At 37.9% G+C, this 22,014-nt stretch carries 16 protein-coding genes and 1 pseudogene; 12 read left to right on the top strand and 5 right to left on the bottom strand.

The window, feature by feature from the left end:
• Positions 1-160, bottom strand: a 160-nt coding sequence (locus DO88_RS19190; RefSeq protein WP_332248950.1) for a group II intron maturase-specific domain-containing protein, incomplete at its 3' end; no start/stop codon positions are given.
• Between DO88_RS19190 and DO88_RS19220 the strand changes: the two are divergent.
• From DO88_RS19220 to DO88_RS19040, 4 genes and pseudogenes are all read left to right on the top strand, one after another.
• Positions 134-267 (top strand): annotated as a pseudogene (locus DO88_RS19220) (transposase); the annotation flags it as partial. The gene DO88_RS19190 and the pseudogene DO88_RS19220 sit on opposite strands and share 27 nt — an antisense overlap.
• 220 nt (positions 268-487) lie before the next feature.
• On the top strand, positions 488-1,177 hold the full coding sequence (locus DO88_RS15985) for an SLATT domain-containing protein (protein ID WP_050482417.1): 690 nt from the start codon (positions 488-490) through the stop codon (positions 1,175-1,177).
• Between the two features lie 437 nt (positions 1,178-1,614).
• A complete protein-coding gene (locus tag DO88_RS0118160) occupies positions 1,615-2,901 on the top strand; it encodes a formylglycine-generating enzyme family protein (RefSeq protein ID WP_232224774.1) in 1,287 nt (428 codons plus the stop codon).
• Positions 2,902-3,279, top strand: coding sequence for a carbohydrate-binding protein (locus tag DO88_RS19040; protein WP_232224775.1), 378 nt, complete (start codon positions 2,902-2,904; stop codon positions 3,277-3,279). It abuts the gene before it with no gap.
• Between the two features lie 73 nt (positions 3,280-3,352).
• Here DO88_RS19040 and DO88_RS15980 read toward each other — a convergent pair whose 3' ends face one another.
• Both DO88_RS15980 and DO88_RS15975 read right to left on the bottom strand, forming a co-directional pair.
• Positions 3,353-5,173, bottom strand: a complete 1,821-nt coding sequence (locus tag DO88_RS15980) for a winged helix-turn-helix domain-containing protein (protein ID WP_033038039.1) — start codon at positions 5,171-5,173, stop codon at positions 3,353-3,355.
• Positions 5,174-5,385: 212 nt separating this feature from the next.
• The gene (locus tag DO88_RS15975; protein ID WP_033038041.1) at positions 5,386-7,452 is read right to left on the bottom strand and encodes a winged helix-turn-helix domain-containing protein; all 2,067 of its coding nucleotides are present in this window, start codon (positions 7,450-7,452) and stop codon (positions 5,386-5,388) included.
• Positions 7,453-7,611: 159 nt separating this feature from the next.
• Between DO88_RS15975 and DO88_RS15970 the strand changes: the two genes are divergently transcribed.
• The 4 genes from DO88_RS15970 to DO88_RS15955 all read left to right on the top strand — a co-directional run bounded on the left by DO88_RS15970 (position 7,612) and on the right by DO88_RS15955 (position 12,573).
• On the top strand, positions 7,612-9,042 hold the full coding sequence (locus DO88_RS15970) for a serine hydrolase domain-containing protein (protein ID WP_033038043.1): 1,431 nt from the start codon (positions 7,612-7,614) through the stop codon (positions 9,040-9,042).
• A 350-nt stretch (positions 9,043-9,392) separates the two neighbouring features.
• Complete coding sequence (locus tag DO88_RS15965) at positions 9,393-10,094, top strand: DUF3581 domain-containing protein (protein ID WP_033038045.1); 702 nt, start codon at positions 9,393-9,395, stop codon at positions 10,092-10,094.
• A gap of 189 nt (positions 10,095-10,283) precedes the next feature.
• The gene (locus tag DO88_RS15960; RefSeq protein WP_033038047.1) at positions 10,284-11,531 is read left to right on the top strand and encodes a DEAD/DEAH box helicase; all 1,248 of its coding nucleotides are present in this window, start codon (positions 10,284-10,286) and stop codon (positions 11,529-11,531) included.
• A gap of 58 nt (positions 11,532-11,589) precedes the next feature.
• Positions 11,590-12,573, top strand: coding sequence for a sensor domain-containing diguanylate cyclase (locus tag DO88_RS15955; protein WP_007377824.1), 984 nt, complete (start codon positions 11,590-11,592; stop codon positions 12,571-12,573).
• A 318-nt stretch (positions 12,574-12,891) separates the two neighbouring features.
• Here DO88_RS15955 and DO88_RS15950 read toward each other — a convergent pair whose 3' ends face one another.
• Positions 12,892-13,848, bottom strand: coding sequence for a methylenetetrahydrofolate reductase (locus DO88_RS15950; RefSeq protein ID WP_033038048.1), 957 nt, complete (start codon positions 13,846-13,848; stop codon positions 12,892-12,894).
• 259 nt (positions 13,849-14,107) lie between these two features.
• Between DO88_RS15950 and DO88_RS15945 the strand changes: the two genes are divergently transcribed.
• The 3 genes from DO88_RS15945 (at position 14,108) to DO88_RS15935 (ending at position 18,820) form a co-directional block, all read left to right on the top strand.
• Positions 14,108-16,990, top strand: coding sequence for a M16 family metallopeptidase (locus DO88_RS15945; RefSeq protein WP_033038050.1), 2,883 nt, complete (start codon positions 14,108-14,110; stop codon positions 16,988-16,990).
• 350 nt (positions 16,991-17,340) lie between these two features.
• Positions 17,341-18,159, top strand: a complete 819-nt coding sequence (gene cysE / locus DO88_RS15940; RefSeq protein ID WP_033038052.1) for a serine O-acetyltransferase — start codon at positions 17,341-17,343, stop codon at positions 18,157-18,159.
• A gap of 16 nt (positions 18,160-18,175) precedes the next feature.
• Complete coding sequence (locus tag DO88_RS15935; protein ID WP_033038054.1) at positions 18,176-18,820, top strand: hypothetical protein; 645 nt, start codon at positions 18,176-18,178, stop codon at positions 18,818-18,820.
• 15 nt (positions 18,821-18,835) lie between these two features.
• Here DO88_RS15935 and xseA read toward each other — a convergent pair whose 3' ends face one another.
• Positions 18,836-20,179: an exodeoxyribonuclease VII large subunit gene (xseA, locus tag DO88_RS15930; protein ID WP_033038056.1), complete on the bottom strand. Its 1,344-nt coding sequence runs from the start codon at positions 20,177-20,179 to the stop codon at positions 18,836-18,838.
• 147 nt (positions 20,180-20,326) lie between these two features.
• Between xseA and guaB the strand changes: the two genes are divergently transcribed.
• Positions 20,327-21,796: an IMP dehydrogenase gene (gene guaB / locus DO88_RS15925; RefSeq protein ID WP_033038058.1), complete on the top strand. Its 1,470-nt coding sequence runs from the start codon at positions 20,327-20,329 to the stop codon at positions 21,794-21,796.
• The last annotated feature ends 218 nt before the right edge of the window (positions 21,797-22,014 follow it).

The raw sequence follows: 22,014 nt of genomic DNA on the forward strand, positions 1-22,014 counted from the left end.
ATTTTTCGGGGGGATTACCATAGTGTCCCCAGCCACGTAAATACTGCGTGAGTTTATGAATTTGTAGGGTCATTGAGATCCCCCAGTTGCGGTTAGTGAGCTCTCTTACATTTGCTTTAAATTTCTTTAGCGGAATATTACAGTAAATAAAGGCATGAATAAATTGACCTTACGGAGCCAAGCGAAAGTGGATACCCTTAGTTTACGCTGCGGCAACTGTATTGCCTTGTTCATAATATAGAAAAGCTGCAAAACACGATGCATTAAAAAGGGGAAGCCCTTTTAAGCCAAAATAAAGCTACTGAAACACCCGTAATTCCTTCCAAAACGCCAATTAAAACAATACCAAACCAGCTTTTTATATTCTATGAAAAATACAGTAATCAATTGAACCAAAATAGGAACTCAGCTATGGTTGATTCATCAATAAAAATAAATAAAAAACGAGTTAATCTACAGGCTCGTTAGCCTTTTTCAAGGAGCAAGGATGAATTTTAAAAGTGTGGTTAAGTGGTTTTTGGGAGAAGATGGATACAAAAAGAGGGATTTAACGGCAATAGAAGAGTTAAATCGCTCTTTTATGATGGCTGCTAAATGCAGATACCTGGCTTCAGCAAGACTAAAGCACTTAGGAGAAGTCGCATCCCATACAACAACCTTATTATCTATGCTTCTAATTTTTATGCCTCTAATGCAGATTGCGGGATTAGAGTTTTCTTTTCCTACGGTTTTGATGAATGTAATTCAAGTCTTTTTGGCTGTTTCTGTTTTAGTGTTTTCTGTAATAAACACCAAAGCACGGTATAGTTTGAGAGCTGAGAAGTTAAATCAATGTGGAGATAAAATTAAAGAATTACAAAGACAGCTAAGCTTTGATCTAAATAATAATAAATCACCATGTTATCAAGACTTTCATAACCGTTATTTAGATATTGAAGTCGACTCAGAAAATCATGCTCGAGTTGATTATTGTTTTGCGCGTTTGCACCTTTCCACTATTTATAATTTGAATGGAGTTAAGAGGTTAGTTGTCATTATTAATGCGTACCTGAGAAAGTGGTTTACATTTATTGGCCCTGTTTTTATGTTTTTAATGGCTTCGTTAATAATCTTAGATATGCTAAAAATCATATCTGTTCTTAGTGATATATTGGTTCCGCTATTACCAAAAGGCTAACAACACGCCCTGAGGTGGACGGCAAGCGCTAAAGCTCACTTTCCATCGCAAATTTTAACAGCGGTGATCCCTTACTTTTCAATGCAGTTAAGTAAGTTGATTCATCGTAAAATAATTAAACTAGACACCTACTCTAACTCGTTTACGTGTAGCACTTACTCATTTAGGTATTTCTAAAAAGCAGGCTAAAAATATAGAGCGCGCATACCGCGAATACCCAAGCGTATAATATTTAATAATAACGGCTCAATAGTCTGTTTTTAAAGGTATTAAAAGCCGAACTTAGTAAAATAAGCTCGGCTTTTTTGTGTCAGGTTGTTTTGTGATTAGGGTTTGTTTATCTATATTTTTTCTATTTTTATAAGTGTTTAGGTTTTTCATAAGATTTATTTTGCTTATTTTTTCATGATGGTACTTTCATTAAGAAGGAAAGGTAAATGAAACTAAACAAACTAATAATCCCCCTATTTTTATCAGTAAATAGCGCTGTAATTTATGCTAATCAAAATGCCAGTGAGCTAATTGAGCCCATTATGGTAACTATCCCTGCTGGTAGTTTTCAAATGGGTAACACCGAAGACGAAGATGCTCAACCTATTCATAAAGTGACACTAACTGAGTTTAGTTTAGGGAAATATGAAGTAACCGTAAGAGAGTTTCGGCAGTTTGTTGAAGAAACTGATTATGAAATGCCAACCAAGTGCATTCATCAGTTAAATGGTTGGTTTAATTATGGAGAAACCAATGGTTCATGGGAGAATAACTCTCTCAATACTAGTGATTTTCAACCAGTAAATTGCACTGGTTGGCTCGCAGCCAACGCTTATACTCAGTGGCTAGCAAAAAAAACTGGCCGTCCTTATCGTTTACCGAGTGAAGCAGAGTGGGAATATGCGGCGAGGGCTGGTACAACTAGTAAGTATTACTTTGGTGACGATCTTGAACAAGCCTTAGTTTGTGAATACGAAAACACCGCCGACTTAACCGGTGAGAATATTTTACAACGGGACTCGAGTACGAGTTATGTCAATTTTTTTAATGGCAAATCGAACTGTGTTGATCACGCGGCTTATGCAAGCATCGTTGGAATGTACAAACCTAATCCTTTTGGATTGCACGATATCGTTAGTAATGTGGTTGAGTTCATTACTGATTGTTATAAAGATAATTATAAAAACGCGCACAATAATGGTCAGGCTTGGATAGATAATGATTGTAAATACAGGGTAGCACGAGGAGGTAGTTGGCATTGGAATACTTTTCCCGTAAGCCAGAGGGGCGTTGTGGGTGAGGATTTTGTAGGGGCGGTAGAGGGGTTTCGAATTGCACTAGATGGAGCTGCTCCAGCTATACCTAGCAACACTGTAAAATTTATCAAAGCGCTCAAAACAGCTCAACGCAGTGAACAATTAAGGCGTGATGCTGTTTTACCTTACCCTGCCACTGTAACAAACTTAAAACTAGATAAAGAAGCGGGTATTATTACCTTAAAGTGGGATAAAAGTTCCCAAAGTGATATTGAAAGTTATCGAATCTATAGAAATGCAGCTACTGGCGGCGTGTTTAAACTATTGGCTGCAAATATAATTGAAACTACATTTAAAGATGCCAATATAGATAACCATCAATATGAATATACTGTTGTTGCGGTAAGGCATAACCAACAAGGTGATTACAGTAATGTCGTAAAAACGCCGACATCATGGGTGCATGCACCTGGCTGAGTGGAAGCAGAATCTGCCATTAAGTTCAGTAACGCTAGCATAGGAAGAACCTCTGATATTGATGGTAAATTTAATTTAACTGGAGGGGAGGGAATTAGTGATAATGCGATAATAAACTATCAGCTTGAAGTTGCACACTCAGGAAATTATAACCTTAGCTACCGTGTAGCGGCTCCTAGAGATACAAAAGGTTTTGCAGTTGTAATCAATGGTAAGGAATTAGCAGTAGAAAAAATAACGAGTACAGGTGGTTATAAAAAATGGCAAACACAAAGAGGATCCACTTATTTTTATCTGAAACAAGGTGAAAATAAGCTGACCCTAAAATCACTTGATAAAAACTGGAAATTAAATTGGGTAAGCTTTAACCCAAATTAGTTTCTGTAAAGTATAAAATAAGAGGCCGTGGTATTGCTGTCTCTTACTATTTTAAATCCAGTTTTGGATAACATTATAAATTTAATGCTAACAGTTTTTTTTCATTATTACGTCGCCAGTAGTCAGTCCCTTTTTTATCAATATATTGAGAATAAAAATCATAATTATCTTGCATACTTTGGGAGCTACAAATTAGTAACGCCATATCTAAGCTGAGATAAAGATCACCCGCCAACTCAGCTTGCTCAAAAGTGCGCTGTGCATGAGTTGTAAATGCATCATCATTTTTCAGTGCTTGAGCTAACAATGTTTTTAAGTAGGAGTTCTTGGCATTATCCGTAGTAATACCATTAATAAGATTTTGTGCTTCTGCCAGATTATTTTGATTTATATAATATTCCATCAATTGCTGACGACTGCTTTGTGCAGCCCAAAAATCAGGTGTTAATTTAGCAAGCTCTAGTACTTGTTTTAAATGAGGCTCTTTATCTTGTGGGCTTTTAGCAAAAATAGCATAGTGATACGGTACTATAGCAAAGTGATAGTTAGGTATTTGATAATCCTTCATTTTATTTTCTGCTTGTTGTAAATAAAGGTATTTATCATCCTCTTGCTGATGCTTATGGGCTAATACAGATAGATAAGTTAAGGCGCTTAGCTCTCGTCGTTTATCTTGTGCATCAAAAGCTAATTGCACTGAATTAAGTAGGCTTTGTTTAATTGCTTGGTAATTGCCTTGGTTATGGTCTATCCAAGATTGCGTAAACCACGCGTCTGCTTGTCTGTGTAAATCATTAATACTTTGATACTGCTTAATAGCATTACTGAGCTTATATTTACTTAAATCAAATAGCTCTTTACGGATTAATACCTCACTTTGAAAGAGCAAAGCATTACCTACATGGTGTGTCTTATTTTGTGAAATAGCTATTTTTTCTAGTTTATTTGCCATCACCATCGCTTTATCAAGTTCTCCCATCATTATATAAGTATTAGCTAGATGACCAAGAATAATGAGATCATGTGGTGCTTGCTGATGAGCAATGGATAAATTTGCTTGCTTGAGTTCGAGTGTTTGGGCTTTATTAAGTAATTTTAAAATAACTGGCTGCTGTAAATGTTGTTGTAACTGATTTAAAGCGGCTTGTTGATTTACTCCAGATAATTGCCCTTGCCAATCTGCAAACGGGCCTTTTAATATAAAATCAATATATGTCAAATTATGATGTGTGCGAATAGTGCCAGATAAAATCAATGGGTGTTCTTTTGCTAAAAGCGGGTATTCAAACTCCGATGAAACCTGAAAATGTGCCGTATTTAGCTGAGGTAATTCGGTAAAGTTAAAGAGTTCAGTATCATTGAGTTTAAAGGTTTCCGTCCCTCGTTGATTGCTTATTGCTATATAAGAAATATTAATAACTGAGCTCTCATCTGTTTGAGGTTGGTCAGTACTGTTATTAATGATAGTAAATACAAGAAGGGCAATACCGGTAAGTGCAATGGTTATCCAATGGTTTCGGCTTTTTGGTTTTGATAAAGTATTTGCATGCTGCAGTGGTTTATTTTGACTGATGTTGCAGTGTGCCTCAATATCAGAATGTTTAGAATCAATTTGGAGTTGCCACTGATAACCTCGTTTTGAAAAGGTTTTAATTGCGTGGTTACCCAACAGTCTCCTTAGATTGCTAATACTTTGAAAAACAGCTTGTTCCGATACAACTTTATTTTGCCAGACATGAGATAAAATATCTTCTTTGCTAAAGACTTGATTCGAATGCTCTAGCAATAGTTTTAGTACTTTGGCTTCATTGTGTCGAATGGCTAAGTCATCACCATTTTTTTTTAGTACACAGCTTGTACTATCAAATTCAAAATTATTAAATTTATAACGCATTGTTTTTATAAAAATGGATCATTTGGTTATTTATTTCACTCATCTTAACTTATTAGCTGATAAAGAGTATAAGTTTGTTAATCATATATTAAAAATACTATGGCCCTGTATCCTGTGCAGCTAAAGGGGGCAATCCATGCTTGTCGCAAATAATTGTGAGTCCAGTGGGCGAGGGCAACACAATCCCCGATTGAGGATTGGTTGCTATGAAACTATAAACTCCCCCTCACTTTTGTGCTTTTTGAAGTAATATCTAAAACCAAAATGTCTGCCGATTTATGTTTGCTTTTGAGTAAGGTTATATTGTCACTTACTGCGGTTATTTGATCACAAAATTTCGCACAAAACTCTTCGGTTTTACTACTTAAATTTTGTACACCTAACTCGTAATCATAATAGTTTATTAATGGCTTGCCATTTTGTGTGTATTGATAATAAAAACCATTTTTTTCGGGATATATTTGAGTAAATAAATAGGGACTTTTGAGTAAAGTGTTATCTGAATCATGAGGTATAACTTGACCTTTTACAAAGCTCAGTAGTTCGTCTTTATGGTTTAAAAAGAATGTATCATGTGCTCGTTTTATTTTTAATGTCGTTCTTTCATCAGTTGTAAAATTAAACTTTACTAGTTCATCATTGTGAGTTTTTTTATCAACATACAATATAGCGTCAGATTTGTTGTACCAAGCTATAGGCTCACCAATAATCACGTTTAGCCATTTTATCGAGAATAGGTTTGACTCCAACTCAATAATAAACGGTTTGTTATTTACACTGCTCGCTATACGCTTTCCTGACCAGTGCCAAACTGGTTTGGTTAAAGCAAGTTCTTGCTTTAAATTTTCGAATAACATTCGTTCTTTGCCTGTCTCAAGATGTTTGACAAAAATCTGAGGATAGCCATTTTTTGTTGATATATAGGCTATGTGTTTTTCATCTGCTGAAAGCGCTGCAGCTTTATCAATTGTATTTGAGTTTATTATTTTTTGGGGAGGTGAAAGCTGTTTTAATTTACTCAGTAAAATGTCTTGATCTGATTTAGCTTCAATAAAGTACACTTTATCTTTAATAATTTGCGGATAAACTAAAAAGTTATAACTTTTGTAGTTAAGCGTTGTGAGGTCACCATTTAATGAGAGTTGCTTTAATTCACTGCCATTACTAAGCAATAAAGATTCACTGTTTTCAAACCAAGTTAAGAAGTACCAGTTATGATCTATTTGTCTGATTGAGACAACATCATTACTATCTAAGTTTAACAACTTTACTTCTGATAATGCTTGTTTATTAAAACCGACTAACGCTAATTGTGTTTGAGACGGAGACAAAGCAAGCTTATAAGGCTTAAAGTAGTCATTTGGTTTAAGTAGTTTTTCAGTTTGTCCTGACTCCAAATTATGCCGATATAAACTAACGTTTCGGCTATGCTCAGAACTGTTTTGATTGGCCAAATAATAAAGTTGTTGGCGCTTATCTATAAAAAATAAACTATTCCAAGTTATATCGCTACGCGAAAAAAGTAGCTCTTCACTTACTACTTTTAATTGTGCGTCGAGTAGCAAGCGATTAAATGAAATACCTTTCTCACCTTGGCATGAATACACCAAGGCATTTTTGTGAGAATCCCATGCAAGGTAGGTATATGCGTTTAAAGTATCCTTTAAGGGCCAACTTGAGCCAGTTACTAGATCTTTAATTAATATTTTTCTCTTGTTTGGTTGATTGGAATTTTGAATATACGCCATAAATCGTCCATCAGGACTGATTTGCATATAGCGCTCTTGTTCATTGCTTGCAGTTATTGGTTTTAGGTTTAACAAAGAAACCTGTTTGCTTGTATCTGATAAATTAAAAAATACGCTAATTAGGATGAAAACAGGAATGAGGAGTAAAGATAATTTTAAATACTTTATAAGGGGGCTTTTTCTTGATGATGCCTTTGCTTTTTTTTCTGGAAAGCTAACTTCGGAGTCTAGGCTGTAGCCTCGTTTAGGATGTGTTTTAATAATGCGTTTGTTGTCATCAGATAACGCTTGCCTTAACAAGGCTATATTTCTACGAACTGAGTTTGGACTGTAAATTGCCTGAGGCCAAACAATTTCAAAAAGCGTTTCAGCTGCAATAACTTTTTTGGGGTTTTGTGCCAACGCCTTCAAAAGCGCCATTACTTTTGGTTCAATTACCTGAGATTTTTCTTTATATATAATCTCACCGGTTTTGATATTAATTAAAAAATCATCAATATAAAATTTATTTGGTAGTTCGTTTACGCTCAAACCTTTCCCATCCCACTGTTATTAATAGATATATATCCCTTAAGCTTTTCTTAACGTTTTCTTAATTACTAATTCATCGCTTTCTCTTGGTAACAACAGTTAAAAAGGAATCGAAAGGTCAGCGCCATATTAATAAATAAATTACAAAAGGAATACATTATGAAGCGATATTTAGTAACACTATTATTTTTAATAACAATTATCTGCAATCAAGCGCTAGCAGCAGATAAGCTAAACTACAATAAGCTAGCTGATGAGTTTATATCTGTTTTAAACAGCAAAGATTTAAAACAGGTCGAAGATTTTATTGTAAAAAACTTTTCGCCGGATGCACTTTCTCGCTGGGATAATACAGGAAAAGATCGTTATGTTGGTTATTCGATGAACGTAGCACTTTTTCATGGGTCATTAAGCCTACTTTCAACGGAGCTTGATACTTCCAATAACCGCATACAGCACATTAGTAAAGTGTATTCAAAAAATACCGACATGCAGTACGAAATAGTTATCGATTTTAACGAAGAACAAGCCGTTACGGGCTGGTTTGTTGGAGAAAATCCCAAAAGCCTTGATATGATTTCTTTAACTGAGTCACAATTAGTTAATGAGGTAAAAAATTATAGCAATCTACTTGCTATAAATGGCATTTTTTCAGGAACAATACTGCTTGCCAAAGGTAACAAAGTTTTATTTACTAAAGCGCATGGCTTAGCCTCTCGACGCTATGACGTTAAAAATAATTTAGATACTAAATTTCAAATAGGTTCGATGAATAAGATGTTTACTAGCGTCGCTATTTTGCAACTTGTTGAAGCAGGAAAAGTATTGCTTGATGATCCGATTACTAAGTTCATTGATAAAACCCTTTTAGGTAAGGGAGACTTTGATAAAATCCAGATTCACCACTTACTAAGTCATACATCAGGTATTAGTAATATAGCTGGGTTTGACGAAATACAGCATAAAGTACGTTCACTTGAAGATATTCAACACTTATACAGCTCCATTGAAACAACGTTTAAACCAGGCTCTCAATGGCGATATAGTAATACAGGTATGTTATTACTTGGTCAGGTGATTGAATCTGTTACTAAGGAAAGTTATTTTAAATACATTGATAAAAACATCTATCAGAAAGCTAATATGCAACATAGTGGTAGTTTTGATTTGGATGTGCCTATAAAGAACACTGCGCGTAACTATTGGTTTTCAGTAGAAACTGGAGAAATTACTGAAAACTTAATGTTTCAATCAGTTAAAGGGGGTCCCGCTGGAGGTGGGTATTCGACAGTAGGCGATTTACATAAGTTCGCTTTAGCAATGCAAAATGGAACTTTAATTAGTCGTAAACTTTCCCAAGAAGCTCTTACTTCTAAGCCCGAACTTGGTGCAGAAAACTGGGGGTATGGATTTTCAGTGAGAGGCGCTGATAATAACAAAATAGTGGGTCATAATGGTGCTCATTTAGGTATGACTGCCAGACTAAATATGTATCAAGACAAAGGTTACATTTTAGTGGTATTAGGTAACTTTCAATCTTCAGCATGGCCTATTGTAGCAAAAGTAGATCAGTTGATAGAGCGTTTGTAATAAATACGTTCTAAGGAAATAAGTTGACGGGATTGGTCTTTTCTCCAGTCCCTTTTTAAATATTAGCAGGTGCCTACTTTTATATTTTTCGCACAATCGTTAGGCATTACTCGATTGACTCAGATTGGTAGCAAGGCGATTATCAAATTGATTGAATAGTAATTGAGCCCGACTTGCCTAGTTTGTGTTTATTCAAATAGGCAAAAAATCACTAAAAGTGATCTATTAAACGCAGTGCTTTAAAAGTGGAATATAGCATTGGTTGTAACTAATCTAACAGATTCGACCTCTCAGTATTTTTTTTCTGGTAGTATGGACAGGTTATAAGCAGTTTAAGCAGTGAACACACTATGTTAAGTCCTTTTTTTCAGCAGCACGCTGATTATGTTTCTATCTCTCGTGAGCAAGGTTGTCGCTTCGCTAAATGCGTTGCTGATGATTACAATCCACTTCATGACAAAGATGCCAAAAAGTTTTGCGCGCCAGGAGACTTACTTTTTTCATTGGTACTAGACCGCTACGGTATTAGTGAACAAATGGAATTTACTTTTGCCGGTATGGTTGATGAAAACACCAAACTACATTTCCCTGAGGGAGCCGATGAGTTTGATGTTACCAATGGCGAAAAAGTTATTTTAAAGGTAAAGCGCAGCGGTAAAACCAGCCAATGCCCAGCACTAACTAATAGTCTAATAAAAAATTATGTTGAGTTTTCTGGTACTACCTTTCCGCATGTAATTATCCCATTAATGGGCAAGCAAGAGGTAATGATAAACCCTGCTCGTCCGATGGTAATTTACGAATCAATGCTTATCAATCTTGATAATCTTGATATAACAGCACCAGAACTTGAGTTTGCAGAGCCTAGTTTTGAGTATGCCGGTAAGCGCGGAAAAATTACACTACGTTTTAACCTGTTAGAAAACGGCGTTAAAGTGGGCAGTGGTGAAAAGCACATGGTGGTTTCGGGTATTCGCGAATACTGCCAAGCAACAGTTGACGATTTAATCGCGTTTTACAACGAACGTAAAGCGACACTAAAGCCAGCTTAAAGCTACAGCAAATTATAAAAGGCGCTAAATACAGCTGTTATTTAGCGCCTTTTTTATTGGGTTTTTTTATTGTTTTAGCGCTAAAGCGAAAGTGAGCAATCACGATTAAATACTTTTCTGGACTGGTTAATTTACGCAGTACAGTAATATGCGTACAATAGCGCTCTTTGTTATTTTAAAGCTAAGCCTATGTCTGCCACTACGTTCTCATCACTTAATCTCGACCCGTTATTATTAACAGCGATTGAGCAAAATAATTACACTCAACCTACCGCAATTCAGATTAAAACTATTCCGCCTATTTTAGCCGGAAGTGATGTAATGGGCAGCGCGCAAACAGGTACGGGTAAAACTGCCGCCTTTGTTTTACCTTTATTGCACAAGCTTTTAAATACCCCTAAAAAAGATGAGCAAGGCCTTGCCCGGATTGTAATTTTAACGCCAACACGAGAGCTTGCTCAGCAAGTATTTGCCAGCTTTGAAAAGTACGCACAAGGCACTCATATCAATGGCGCTTTAGCCTATGGTGGCGCAAGTATTGGCCCTCAAATAAAAGCACTTAAAACAGCACAAGTTATCGTGGCCACACCAGGGCGTTTGCTTGATCATATAGTTAAAGGCAGTGTGGTACTTTCAAGTGTAGATTCGCTCGTATTTGATGAAGCAGACCGTATGCTTGATATGGGCTTTATTGATGAAATAAGACGTATATTGCGACATATTCCAGGCGATCGCCAAACTCTACTTTTTTCTGCTACGTTTGATGACAGCGTGTTTGAACTCAGTAAAAAACTACTTAAAAATCCAGAACTAATTGAAGTTGATAAGCGCAACTCAGCCGCAGTTGAAGTAGAGCAAGTTATTTACGCTGTAGATGAAGACCGCAAGCGCGAACTTGTATCGCACATGATTGGCATGAAAAACTGGCGCCAAGTGCTTATTTTTACTCGCACAAAACAAATGGCTGATCAGCTTTCTAAAGAAATGTGTAAAGACGGTTTAAAAACCGAATCAATCCATGGCGACAAATCGCAAGGCGCACGCGACCGTGCATTGCAAAACTTTAAAGAAGGTATTACGCGCGTACTTGTTGCAACCGATGTAGCTGCGCGTGGTTTAGATATTTCTACACTTAGATACGTAATTAACTTTGAACTACCTTACATTGCCGAGGATTACGTGCACCGTATTGGCCGCACAGGTCGTGCTGGTGAACAAGGACTTGCTATGTCGCTGGTAAGTCTTGATGAGCAATGGCTGCTAGAAGAAATTGAAGTACTACTCGATACGCGTTTAACGCCGCAGTGGTTAGAAGGTTACGAGCCAGATCCTAATAAAAAGCCAAAAGATAATCGTAAAAACACCAACAAGTCGCGAAAAGATCGCGATAAAAAACGCATCACAGGAAAAAGAGAGCCAAGTAGGCGTCGTAAATAATAGCTTTTCCTTTGCTTTTTTGCCTATACTGAAGCTAATAAGTAGCTGAGGTAAAGCAATGTTTGAAATTGATAAGTGGGCATTTTCTGGTATTGATGGCCAAATATCTTTGCATAAATGGCAAAAAACAATTGATCTTATCACGGGGCTATTTTCGGCCCCGTCAGGTTATATAGTTCAGGCAACAAGCAAAGGCTATCGCGTTGTTATTAGAAATAACGAAGGTGGCTCTAACTTTGAGACCAATCCTATCCTTCCTCCCCAAACACCTCTTTTTTGTAAGTACGTAGCAGAGAATAACAATACCTTATACGTTAATAATGCAAGTAATAATGATGCATGGAACACTCTACCGGAGGTTGTTGAAGATGGTGTTGAATCCTACTTAGGTTTACCAATCCATTGGCCAGAAGGCGAAGTATTTGGCACGCTATGCTTAAAAGACACTAAAAAAACAACTTATACCAATGAATATTTTGAGCTTATAGAACAACTACGCGATTTAATTGAAGACGACTTAGCGCTTATTTATAGTTATGAACAAATGCGCGAAATAGCCATGCTCGATGCGCTAACTAATATCTATAACCGCCGAGCACTTAGTTTACTCGCTCAGCAAAAGCTTAATTTAGCGCTACGCTTAGGTTTTGATGTATGTTGTTTATTTATTGATATAAACGACTTTAAAAAATTAAATGACACCTTTGGTCATGAAGTGGGTGACAAAGCCTTAATTATATTGGCAGATACGCTAAAAACCCATTTAAGAGATGCTGATATAGTCGGGCGTATCGGAGGTGATGAGTTTGTTGTGGTAATGCAAGTAAGCGATAAAAGTAAGATTGGCTACATTATGGATAAAATTTCGACTGAGTATTCAAAAGCCTTACTCAAAGAAGACGTTTGCGATTTATCGCTCAGTATTGGTTATAGCTTTACTGACAAACAAAGGCAGTCATTTGAAAAACTATTAAATGATGCAGACCAGGCAATGTATAAAAATAAACAAGCGTATAAGCTCGCTAAAAAAGCACAATTATAAAAGGAGGTTCATGCCACACAAACTTGGCTAGTTTTTTCTGCGATAGGTTTTATTTTTTCCTTAGCAATAATAAGCTTATTTGAAACGTTCCCTAGCATTAGATTTATATCTAATGAGGGAATAATTTTTGGTGTTATGTGCTCATCGATGGGGGTTGCCTTAAAAAGGCTTGAGAGTAATAACCAAAAATAGCTTTCATTGATAGCTTAAGCTGCAAATCTTTACTTGTATTTATTAATTAATTTTTCAAAGAACGGACATAAAAAAGCAAGCCATGAGGCTTGCCAAGAAGGGTGTTAATTAGCTCTTACCTAGCCTTTAAGCTATTAGCTTTTCCGCAAGGTTTAATTCCATAATGGCTTTTAATAAACGGTATAAGTTAATTGACGCGTCAATTTCTTCTTTACGGTTTGTTAAGCTTTCAATATTTAAGCCCAGCGGTACATCTAAATGCGCACAGCTTTTAAGTATTAAGTCGAGGTTTTCGCGGCAAATACGGACGGATTCGCTTAATGTATTGTCTGCATCAAGCATGCGCCATTTAGTTGCCTCTGGCACTGAGATACCCAACCATTGCATAAACTCTAAGGTTTTTTCGCCGCCGCACGGGGTAAACGTTAATATAATACGTTGAGGTGTAATACCCTGTGCTTTACACGTACGTGCGTAGCTAGTGATTAGCTCTATAGTAGCTTGTGCATCGTAAACAGCTTGCGATATAAAAAACTGACAACCTTGTGCTGTTTTTTCTATTAATCGTTCGTGCTCATTTCGTTTACTTGAATGGCGCTCGGCAATCGTAACGCCACCTAAAAAGAAATCATCTGATTGCTCAGCCATCGCTTTATACGCATCTGGCAGGCTTAGCTTTATATCGCCTATCGATGATGGGCTACCTACTAAAACAACATTTCGTAAATCGTAGTCGTTTTTAGTTTCACTTAGCCAATCTTTAAATTCGCCTACGCCACGCTGCGCCACACTTTTATAAGTAATCACATCTTGTGCAGATAAATTACGAAGTAAATGGCTGTATTCACGCGGATCAACGGTTTGTTTAAACGCAAATGGGCGGTCTTGGTTAGTTCGGCTGCTTTCGTCTTGAATGTCGTAAATTATCACGCCGTCGTATTCAATTTCGTGTAAGCGACCTAATAGCTTTTCTGCAATGGTTTTTAATTGCGCTTTATCGGTGCCAATTTTAGGCGGGGTAGTACCAATAAGATAAACACCTTGATTGGTGTCCACTATCTTCTCTTTTAGTGATAAAGCCATAATCCTCATTCCAGCTAAGTTTGTTTTGATGGATTTAATATAGCAGCCATTTAGACGTCTAGATAGATTTATTTAATGAAAGTTTTTCAACTAACATGATGTTTATTCATAGGGCTTGTTCCCATAATTTATAATTGACACAGTTGTTTACATAATAAATCCCCTTGGGGGTCTTATATTTATTGGCTTTGGGGCATAATCGAGGGTGAGTTAGTAATACATCTGACAACAAATTTGCTCAATTTAAAAAGGGACAACAATGAAATTTAAATTATTAGCAACCAACTTAGCGGTATCGCTGGCGTTAACAGGTTGCGCCATGCAACAAAACCAAAGCACGCAAACAACAGCACAACAAGAACAAGTAAATAAAGCTGATGATCGTGTTTTTTCGCAAGATTACTTAATTGAAGAACTAGAAAACGGCTTACGTGTCATGGTTGTTAAAACCGATTACCCTGATGTAGTGTCGCTGCAAATTCCGGTATCGGTTGGGTCGCGTAACGAAGTTGAAGAGGGCAAAACAGGTTTTGCTCATTTTTTTGAACACATGATGTTTAAAGGCTCACAAAAATACCCTGAAGATGTTTACTCAGACATATTAAAAAATTCAGGTGTTGATAACCGCGCTTATACAACAAACGATTACACAAATTACCATTTAAACTTTTCAAAGCAGCATCTTGATAAAGTACTTGAGCTTGAAGCTGATATTTTTCAAAACTTAACCTACACCGAAGAGCAATTTAGAACAGAAGCACAAACGGTAAAAGGTGAGTACTTAAAAAACAACGCGAGCCCAATTCGTAAATTATTAAGCGCTGTACGCGAAAAAGCGTTTGATAAGCACACGTATAAACACACCACTATGGGCTTTTTTAAAGACATAGAAGCCATGCCTGATCAAATGGCCTATGGTAAAGAATTTTTTGCTAAATTTTATAAACCTGAGTATGTGTCACTTGTCATTGTGGGCGATGTAGACCCACAAGCAACAATGGCAATGGTTAAAAAGCATTGGGGCAGCTGGAAAAAGGGTAACTATGTTGCTGACATTAAAGCAGAACCTGTTCAACAAGCACCAAAATATTTGCACCAGCAAGATGAAGCGCTACCAGGGCATTGGTTACTCGTATCGTACAAAGGCGCTGCGTGGGAGCCTGCTAAAAAAGACAGAGCGGCACTTGATTTAATCTCACAGCTTTATTTTTCTAGTAATTCAGATTTATATCAAGAGCTAGTGGTCGACAAACAAATTGCCAGCCAAATGTTTACCTATAACCCAGAGACTAAAGATCCGGGTTTATTACACGTATTTGTTAAAGTAGAAAACGCAGACGATTTAGCCACTGCACGCGATGCCATTAACCGAACTTATGCAAAAGCACGCACTGAGCTTGTTGATGAGCAAAAGCTCAGTGATTTAAAATCGAATCTTAAATACAGCTTTATTAATGGCTTAGATTCGTCGCAAGCGATTGCATCAACCCTTGCCAGCTACATGCATTTTGAGCGCGATCCTGAGGTTATAAACCAGCTGTATAAATCGGCAGATAACATCACCAGCGCAGATATTAAAGCCGTTGCTAATAAATACTTTACTGATAACGCACGTACCACATTAACAATGTCGGCACTTGATAAAGCCCCAGGTTTTGAGCAAGAAGTTGATTTAAATGCGCTTACTGCAAAGCTTGAACAAGCACCTGCGAAGCCTGCATTTAAAGTACTTGATAAAACCAATGGCTCGCCATTAATCGATGTTAACTTTTTATTCAATACCGGTGCGGCTGCCGACCCACAAGGCAAAAAAGGTGTTGCTGCGTTAACTGCGGCTATGCTTGCACAAGGTGGCTCAGAGGCGACAAGCTATAAAGATATTCAAAAAGCACTTTATCCGCTTGCGGGTAGCTTTGGCTATCAAATAGATAAAGAAATGCTGTCATTTCAAGGGCGTATTCATAAAGACAATGCAGCGCAGTGGTATACACTTGTGAGCGATCAATTATTAAATCCAGGCTTTAGAGATGACGACTTTAAACGCCTTAAAAAAGAAATGATCGATGGCATTAAGTCAGGCTTAAAAGCATCTAACGATGAAGAGCTAGGCAAAGAAGTGCTATACAGTGCGCTTTACAAAAATCACCCTTACGAAAGCTACAACTATGGTGATATTTCGGATTTAGAAGCGTTGACGCTAGATGATGTTAAAGCGTTTTATAACAGCGAGCTTACGCAATCTAAACTCACGGTTGGCTTAATTGGGGCTGTGCCTGCAAAACTTAAAGCTAAAATGATGAGCGACTTTGCAACGCTACCAAAAGGTGAGCAAAGCCGTTTAAGTATTCCTGATGCGCCAGCGCTTAAAGGTCATCATGCAACTATTGTAGAAAAGTCAGCGCAATCGACTGCGGTATCATTTGGTTTCCCTATTGATACAATAAGAAGTAGCGAAGACTGGACAACCCTTTGGCTTGTGCGTTCGTACTTTGGTGAGCACCGTAGTTCTAACAGCTTTTTATATGAGCGCATTCGTGAAACTCGCGGCATGAACTATGGCGATTACGCATACATTGAATACTTTCCACGTGGTATGTTTCAAACCAAGCCAGATGCAAACCTAGGGCGCTCAGAGCAAATATTTCAAGTGTGGTTACGCCCGCTTCGCTCTAATAACGATGCGCACTTTGCAACACGTACCGCCTTGTTTGAACTAGATAAGCTCATTAAAAATGGTATGAGCGAAGACGACTTTGAAGCAACGCGTAACTTTTTAATTAACTTTGTGCCGCAAATGGTGGCAAGTCAAAACCGCCAATTAGGTTACGCGCTTGATAGCGAATTTTACAACACAGATAGCTTTGTAAGTTACGTAACTAACAAACTTAAAACGCTAACGCTTGCTGATGTTAATCGCGTTATTAAAGAAAACTTACAAACAGACAATGTTCACTATGTATTTATTACTGGTGACGGCGCTGATATGCAAAAACGTTTAGCATCGCAGCAAACATCGCCAATGATTTACAACACGAATAAACCTGCCGAATTAGTGGCTGAAGATAAAGTGATTGCTGATTACAAATTAGCAATTCCTGCTAAAAATATTGAAGTGATGAAAGTCGATAAAGTATTTCAATAATTTAAGTGGTTTTTAAGTGTTAGAAAAAGCCTCAATGCTTAAAGTATTGGGGCTTTTTTATTATTTAATCTGAACTCTGGTTGAGAGATTTACTAACGTATTGAATCATGGTGGTATTTAAATTTATTTTCTCTAGCCAGAGGTTTTCAGTAAATTCAACGCAGTTAGCGCTGAAAATAGCTGCTCCAGATAGATTTATTATCCACAGTTCAGGTTATTTAATAATGAAACTTAATAAACGGTTATACCTAATAACCAGAACAAATAACTAAGGGGTTAACACCTTAGGCTTTAAATCCGTTAGACTTGGCAAAAGGCTCTTTTATATCAATTTAAGGCAGTGCAGTATTATGCGTCATGAAATTTGGCAACAGCTTCGTACTGAAGCAAATGAAGTCGTAACCCGTGAACCTCTTTTAGCGAGTCATGTGTATTCATGTATTTTGAATCATGAGTGTTTGGGTTCAGCATTGAGCTTTATTGTTGCTAATAAATTGGCGGACGCGGTGGTATCTGCGTTTACTATTCGTGAGTTGTTCGATCAAGCATTTGTAAAGTGCGATCGTATGCTTACTTATGTAGCTGAGGATATTAAAGCGGTAAAAGACAGAGATCCCGCAGCCGAAACTTACCTTACGGTGATATTAAACTTAAAGGGTTTTCATGCTATTCAAGCGCACCGTTTAGCAAATTGCTTATGGCAACAAAACCGTAAAGAGTTAGCGCGCTTTGTGCAAAGCCGAACATCTGAAGTGTTTGGGGTTGATATTCACCCAGCATGTAAAGTGGGTAAAGGTATTATGTTTGACCATGCAACCGGTATTGTTATTGGTGAAACAGCGGTAATAGAAGATAACGTATCAATTTTGCAATCTGTAACGCTTGGCGGCACGGGTAATGAGCAGGGGGATCGTCATCCTAAAATTAGAGCCGGTGTGTTAATAGGCGCTGGTGCTAAAGTACTTGGTAATATTGAAGTGGGCGAGGGCGCACGAATTGGTGCAGGCTCTGTTGTACTTAGCAATGTTCCAGCACACACAACCGCTGTTGGCGTACCCGCTAAAATTATTGGTCGACCGGATTGTGAGTGTCCGGCGCAAAGTATGAACCAAAACTTTTTAGCAAATCCTGAGCCTGAAAATGCTTCACATACAAGTGCAATGCTATAAAAGTAGGCGAAAATAAATGCCATATAAAAGTAACTTATTTGCAATGATACTCAGCTTTTTTGTGGGGGTAGGATTAACAAGTGGTTACTTTTTGCATTTGTATGAACCGTTTAACGATAAAACGGCTCAATTTATACATGCTAGCCAAGATGTTATTATTGAAGTAAGCGGTAATAAATCAGTTCAAAAATCACCTATAAACACTACAACTAAAGCACTTCAACAACCGCTGGAAAAAGAGTACATTACGAAAATAAGTGCGCTAAATAACGAATTGTCAGTAGCTACAAAACAGCTGAAAGTTGCTCAGCAGCAGTTAAAGCGAACTCGCTTAGAAGGCACTAATTTTGCTAAGCAGCTTGATGAAAAATTTGATAGTGAAAGTGAAAATACGCAGTGGAGCTTCGAAATAGAAACGGCACTTACTGACTTTTTAATCATCAGTGATTTAAGTAATACGGCGCAGCTAAGCTATTTAACTTGTAAACAAACTATCTGTAAATTTGAATTACTAGCCGATAAGAATAATGAACAAGGCCATGCACAGTGGCGTGAACTTAATGATAAGTTGGCAACGACACCTTGGTGGCAACAGTTTAAAATCACCTCATCAAGCTCAAACGACGAGCGAATAGAATTTATAGTGAGCACCAAAGAGTAAGTGCTCCTATTTTAGTTAAGCGTGCTTGCTCACTACTTTAGAATGTACAACACCATCAACAAGTTCGGTAATAAGTGCATCACCGGTTTTCACATCACTTACTGACTTAACCACTTTATTTTTTTCATTTTTTGTAATGCTGTAACCGCGTGCTAAAACATTTAGCGGACTTACCGAGTCTAATTTACTTGCCTGTAGTGCCAAGTTGTTATTTGCTTGCTGCAATTGATGCTGTATAGCTTGGTTTAGTCTTGCGTGTAATTGCGTGAGTATATGGTTTGCTGTAGCGAGTTTTTTGTCTGGTGATTGGCGTATTAAACGCGGTGTTAAGTTATTAAGTGTGCGTTCTTGCTCGTATAAGCGATTACGCATAGCTTGTTGCAATGCAATGCTTAGCTCATCCAAACGTTGCGTTTTTTGATTAAGCTGATTACGTGGGTGGCACAAATTAAGGCGATGCTGTAGGTGCGTGGCAAGCGCGCGTTTATCGGCAATGCCGTGCTTAAACGCGTTAGATAAACGATTAACTAATTGCGTTACTTTGTTGTGTAACTCTTGCGTATTTGGGCTTACAAGCTCAGCTGCGGCTGATGGGGTTGCTGCACGAACATCAGCCACGTAGTCGCTAATGGTAGTATCTATTTCGTGGCCTACCGCACTTACTATGGGTAATTCACTTTTAAAAATAGCGCGGGCGAGCTGTTCGTGATTAAAGCACCATAAATCTTCAAGTGATCCGCCGCCTCGTCCTAAAATAAGTACGTCTACTTCATCACGAGCATTAGCTAATTCAATTTGATTAATTAAATGTGCATGTGCTTCTTTGCCTTGCACCATCGCAGGGTAAATAATGACTTCTAATTGCGGCGCACGGCGTTTAAGTACCGTTAAAATATCTTTTATAGCAGCGCCGGTTGCTGAGGTAATAACACCAATACGATTAATATTTTGCGGTAATGGCTGCTTGTGAGCAGAGCTAAATAATCCTTCGGCGGCCAAACGCATTTTAAGCGCATCAAACTCTTGCTTTAGCTGACCTTCGCCTGCGGGCTCCATATGCTCAACAATAAGCTGGTAGTCACCGCGAGGTTCATAAAGTGATACACGCGCTTTTACTGTGACTTGTGCTCCATTTACAGGGCGGTAGCTTTGGTTGCGGTTGTTGCCGCGCCACATTGCGGCTTTAATTTGTGCTTTATCGTCTTTTAGCGAAAAATACCAATGACCGGATGCAGGGGTAATGAAATTAGAAATTTCGCCTGTTAATACTAATGAGGCAAAGCCTTGCTCAAGTAATGTGCGAATTTCTCTATTAAGGCGTGACACGGTGTAAACCGTCTGCGAAGGCTTCGAAAACATAAAAAACAACCTAAAACTATTTATGAGGCAAGTTATAAGGTAAGTTTATCATAAATATTTACGAAATATTATTTACTCATGCCAACAACGCTGTTAAAATTTGGCCGCAATTCCTTATCGTAGTTCCACATGTGAGAAGTTGCCAAAATGCTTAGAATCGCTAAAGAAGCTCTTACCTTTGATGACGTACTTTTAGTACCTGGTCATTCTACTGTTTTGCCACACACGGCAAACATTTCAACTCGCTTAACGCGTGATATCAAACTTAACTTGCCGCTTATTTCAGCATCTATGGATACTGTTACAGAAGCTCGTTTAGCTATTGCCCTTGCGCAAGAGGGTGGTCTTGGTTTTATTCATAAAAACATGACTATCGAAGAACAAGCGAAAAACGTACGTAAAGTTAAAACCTACGAAGCAGGTATTGTTTCTTACCCTGTAACGGTGACTGCCGATTTAACAATTGCTGATGCAGTTGAGCTTTCGCACGAAAAAGGTTTTTCAGGCTTTCCGGTTACCGACAGCAATAATGTACTTGTAGGCATTGTTACTAGCCGTGATATGCGTTTTGAAACTAAGCTTGAACAGCCTGTTTCTACCGTTATGACTAAAAAAGAAAAGCTTGTTACCGTTAAAGAAGGCGCAGCACGCGAAGAAATTTTAGGCTTAATGCACGAACACCGCATTGAAAAAATCCTTGTTGTTGATGATGAATTTAAACTCAAAGGCATGATCACAGTAAAAGATTACCAAAAAGCCCAAGACAAACCTGACGCATGTAAAGACGACCAAGGTCGTTTACGTGTAGGTGCTGCTGTAAGTGTTGGCGCGGGTACTGATGAGCGTATTGCTGCATTAGTTGAAGCGGGTATTGATGTTTTACTTATCGATACATCACATGGTCACTCTCAAGGTGTTATTGACCGCGTTACTAAAACGCGTAAAGAGTACCCAGACTTACAAATTATTGCGGGTAACATTGCAACAGCTGAAGGTGCGATTGCACTAGCTGATGCGGGAGCGGATGCAGTTAAAGTAGGTATCGGCCCAGGTTCTATCTGTACTACACGTATTGTTACCGGTTGTGGCGTTCCACAAATTACCGCTATTTCAGATGCTGTTGAAGGCTTAAAAGGTCGCGACATTCCTGTTATTGCTGATGGCGGCATTCGTTTTTCTGGTGATATTGTTAAAGCACTTGTTGCTGGTGCATCGTGTGTAATGGTGGGTTCTCTTCTTGCTGGTACTGAAGAAGCACCAGGTGAAGTTGAATTGTACCAAGGCCGTTATTACAAATCTTACCGTGGTATGGGCTCATTGGGCGCGATGGATCAAAAAGAAGGTTCATCAGATCGTTACTTCCAAAAATCAAACGAAGCAGACAAGTTAGTACCTGAAGGTATTGAAGGTCGCGTAGCTTACAAAGGCCCTATTGCAACGATTATTCATCAGCAAGTGGGCGGCCTACGAAGCGCTATGGGCTTAACGGGTTGTGCAACAATTGAAGAGCTAAATACAAAACCACAATTTGTACGTGTTACTTCAGCTGGTATGGGTGAGTCGCACGTTCATGATGTGCAAATCACTAAAGAAGCACCAAATTACCGCTTAGGTTAAGCAGCGTAATTAATTTAATATACTGGGCTTGCTTTGCAAGCCCTCTTTTTAGTCGTTTATATAAATACCAATTGCATTAATAAAGTGGTCAATTATTGCAACAGATAAATGGCTCAATAACGAGGCAAAAACTTCGACTTTTAGTTTCTTCTAAATAAGAAGTTTTTAACGTGGTTAGAGAGTTATTTAGCCTGCAAGAATTAGTAATGTTTAATAAA

The sequence above is a fragment of the Pseudoalteromonas sp. S3431 genome (genome assembly GCF_000690035.1).
Lineage (GTDB): Bacteria > Pseudomonadota > Gammaproteobacteria > Enterobacterales > Alteromonadaceae > Pseudoalteromonas > Pseudoalteromonas fuliginea.